Origin of the sequence: Neisseria sp. P0008.S010, assembly GCF_051962715.1 — a bacterium.
Lineage (GTDB): Bacteria > Pseudomonadota > Gammaproteobacteria > Burkholderiales > Neisseriaceae > Neisseria > Neisseria elongata.
Genome location: NZ_JBQCVA010000083.1, coordinates 1 through 3,431 on the forward strand (window position 1 = coordinate 1; position 3,431 = coordinate 3,431).

General features: G+C 49.5%; 3 protein-coding genes and 2 tRNA genes. 1 reads left to right on the forward strand and 4 read right to left on the reverse strand.

From position 1 onward, the window contains the following. Window positions 1-399: 399 nt before the first annotated feature. The 4 genes from ACTHSL_RS12295 to ACTHSL_RS12310 all read right to left on the reverse strand — a co-directional run bounded on the left by ACTHSL_RS12295 (window position 400) and on the right by ACTHSL_RS12310 (window position 1,821). On the reverse strand, window positions 400-789 hold the full coding sequence (locus ACTHSL_RS12295) for a tyrosine-type recombinase/integrase (RefSeq protein WP_440381618.1): 390 nt from the start codon (window positions 787-789) through the stop codon (window positions 400-402). Continuing rightward, window positions 786-1,397 carry a hypothetical protein gene (locus ACTHSL_RS12300; protein ID WP_440381619.1) on the reverse strand — a complete coding sequence of 204 codons (612 nt, stop codon included), beginning with the start codon at window positions 1,395-1,397 and terminating at the stop codon, window positions 786-788. The genes ACTHSL_RS12295 and ACTHSL_RS12300 overlap by 4 nt, the downstream gene beginning before the upstream one ends. A 253-nt stretch (window positions 1,398-1,650) precedes the next feature. After that, window positions 1,651-1,725: transfer RNA gene (locus ACTHSL_RS12305), tRNA-Glu, on the reverse strand. Between the two features lie 19 nt (window positions 1,726-1,744). After that, window positions 1,745-1,821: transfer RNA gene (locus ACTHSL_RS12310), tRNA-Arg, on the reverse strand. 113 nt (window positions 1,822-1,934) lie between these two features. Between ACTHSL_RS12310 and ACTHSL_RS12315 the strand changes: the two genes are divergently transcribed. After that, the gene (locus tag ACTHSL_RS12315) at window positions 1,935-3,326 is read left to right on the forward strand and encodes an exonuclease domain-containing protein (protein ID WP_440381620.1); all 1,392 of its coding nucleotides are present in this window, start codon (window positions 1,935-1,937) and stop codon (window positions 3,324-3,326) included. The last annotated feature ends 105 nt before the right edge of the window (window positions 3,327-3,431 follow it).

The window sequence follows — 3,431 nt, forward strand, 5'->3', positions numbered from 1 at the left end:
ACCTGTTGAAAGCGGCTAACAGGCTAAGTGTGCCTGTTGCCGCCTAAAAGGCGGCCCGGATACCTGATTATGGGGGTATCAGGGGAGAATTAAGGGGGTATTTGGGTAAAATCAGGAGGTATTGGGGGAGGCGAAAACAGCCGAAAACCTGTTTTTGGGTTTCGGCTGTCGGGGGAAAGGCTTTTTGCAAAGGTCTCTATACATATAAGCATATTGTCAGCCATCCTGATTTCCCAAGGCCTGTACGCCGGATAGACGGTAAAATACGCAAACGCGAAGAACGGCGTTGGATTGCTGGAGACATTATCCGCTATATTCGCAGTTTAAAGCGGCATTAAGTGCCAGAATACACAAAAGACAGCCTGAAAGATTTTCAGGCTGTCTTTTGTATAGTTGCGTTCACGTAATCAATTTACTATGCATTTTAACCGCCAAATCTTTTGCCGTGGGTTCATAGTATGTGTTAAGCAGAATACGGACATCGCGGTGTCCACTGATTTTTGCCAATTCCATTACGCTATATATTTGGGCTAAACGTGTTAAGGCTTCGCGTCTCGAATCATGAAAACGAATGTTTTCTTGGAAAAGATTACGCTTTTTCAATTTACGGAACAGGGCATCCAATGATGCTTTGGTTAGGTTAAAAACCTGATTATTTTGTTTGACTTCCTGCATCTGCCCAATAATGGCTTTGGCTTTCGGGCTAAGCGGCACATCACGCGGATGGCCATTTTTGGTTCGGGGCAGATGTACATGGTTTTCATCAAGGTAAACATTATCCCAAGTCAATGAACAAATTTCGCCTGCCCGCAAGCTACCCGTTGTGTCGAAGTATGTGGCGTGCAATTTGGACTGTAATTGGCGACATATGCGATCTGTTCAGCAACTTCATCGGAAATTCGCTGTGTCCTAGCAGGAGAATTCGCCGGTTTATTCAGGCGCAACATAAAGTTTTCAGGAATAAGTTTCCATTCTTTACTGGCACAGGTCAGAACATTGGACAACACATTCCACTCCCTGCGTACTGAGGATGATTGAATTTCTTTTAGCCTGCGATCTGCCCATTGGCGAAAATGGGTTTCAGATAAATGCGGTAAACGGACTTCAGCCAATGGTAACTTTAAAATCCGCGCAAATAAATTGGCTTCATACTGATAGCCGCGTTTTTTTACGGAAACCTCTTTTTGATAACGCAGCAATACTTCGGCAAAAGGGATATTGGGACAGCCGCCAAAACGCATCGTACGCCATTCAGTCTCAATTTTATTTGCCCATGCTTCCGCTTCAGTTTTACGCGGAAATGAAGTGGAACGGTTAATTGCAGGCAACCTGTCGGTTGCACGATGGCGCACTTGTGCAAACCACATACCGTTTGTTTTTTTCCTGATTGAAGCCATAATGAAAGTCCTTTTAAAATAAGTTGAAGGAAGCATGTGCAGTATAAGCGCGATTTGGCGGAATTTTATTTAACCGCCTAATGCAATTACTGATGCAAATCCAATACAATCATAGCCAAAAACAAACAGAAAACGAACTACTCAGAACAAATTGTAAAGATAAATTAACAGAATAATACTGAAATCAAATTATTAATTTTAAAAGACAAAAAATAAACCCTTACTATTTTTTAGTAAGGGTTTATTCAAAATCTGGCACGCCCAGGGGGAATCGAACCCCCGTTACCGCCGTGAAAGGGCGATGTCCTAACCGCTAGACGATGGGCGCGGATAAAATAAATTTTCTTTGGCGCACCCGGAGCGATTCGAACGCCCGACCCTCTGGTTCGTAGCCAGATACTCTATCCAACTGAGCTACGGGTGCGAGAAAGATGCGAATTATATGGATGCAAAACTAAGCTGTCAATATTTTCTGCTGAATATTTTTCTAAAAAAGGTTAAAATCCACCGTTTTGCTTGAATATAAAAAGAATTTAAATGATGGATACCGCGCGTTGGCCGCAACTTGCAGCCGCTTTTTCGGCTTTCAGACGGCCTGTCGTCATCATCGATTTGGAAGCCACAGGCGGTAATCCCTATACGGACCGCATTACTGAAATCGCCTTCCTCCGCTTCGACGGCAACGGGGTTTCAAGCTACCGCCAACTGGTGAATCCCCAACGGAACATCCCCGAATTCGTCAGCAATCTGACCGGCATCGACGATGAAATGGTGGCCGATGCGCCGCCATTTGCCGACTTGTCGGACGATTTGCTGCATCGGCTGCGCGGCACGCTCCTGTTGGCGCACAACAGCAAATTCGACTATACCTTCCTGCGCCACGAATTTTCCCGCTGCCGGCTTTCTTACGCCGCACCCACGCTCTGCACCGTCCAGCTTTCGCGGCGGCTCTATCCGCAGTTTTTCAAACACAATTTGGACAGCATCATCGAACGCCATCAGATTGCCGTCAGCTCGCGCCACCGTGCCATGAACGACGTATTGGCGTTGGCAGACTATTTGGAGCTGACGGCGGCCAGCTACGGTATCCTGCCTTTTGTCGAACAAGGCAGTGCGCTGACCCTCCCCAAGCTGCCGCCTGTCGGGCTGCATCCCGAACTGGCCGGGCAGCTGAATACCCTGTCCGACGGCGATGGTGCCCTGCTGTGGCTGGATTCAGACGGCCTGCCGCTGTATGCCGACGCACACACCAAAACCTTTCGCGAAGCAGTGGAACTGCTGCACCGAAATCCTGCCCTGCAACAGGCGGCATCGCTGCGCTTCCTGCCGGCCGTCGGCCCGCTGCATGCCTTGATGCTCAAAGCCAAACTGTCGGCCGAACACGGATTCAGGCCGTCTGAAAACGATGTATGCCCGACAAATTACTTTACCGTCCGATTCCATCCGAACGAAAAAGGCAAACTTCAAGCGCAAATCCGCCCGCTTTCAGACGGCCTCTATCCCGACCGGCCCAACGGACTGTTTCTGCACAAAAAAGCAGCCAAGCGCGCACTGGATGATTGGGCGCGCGAACAGCAATTTTGCCCGGCCGAACTGAATATCCTGCCGCCGGGCTATGACAGAAACGCCCCTTGTCCCGTTGCCGCCGTCGGCCGCTGCCAAGGGCAATGCGGCAACATCGGGGAAGCTGTCCGGCAACGGCAGCGCATCGAAACGGCTGCCCGCCTGCTGCCCGTGGCCGACTGGGGCAAGGCGCACCAAATCGAAATTTGCGAAACGGATACGTTAAACGGCCGGCGGCTTTCCTTCCATTGTGCCGGCGGCGCACTGCAAATGCCCGACGGCTCTTGGTATTTCGACTGGAAACTGCCTGCCGTGTTCAAAGAAAAATTCAGGGCGCACAGGAACGACATCGCCGTTTCTTTCTGAAAACGGCAGGCCGAGACCTTTGCAAAATCCCCCAAAATCCCCTAAATTCCCACCAAGACATTTAGGGGATTTCTCATGAGCACCTTCTTCCAGCAAACCGCACAA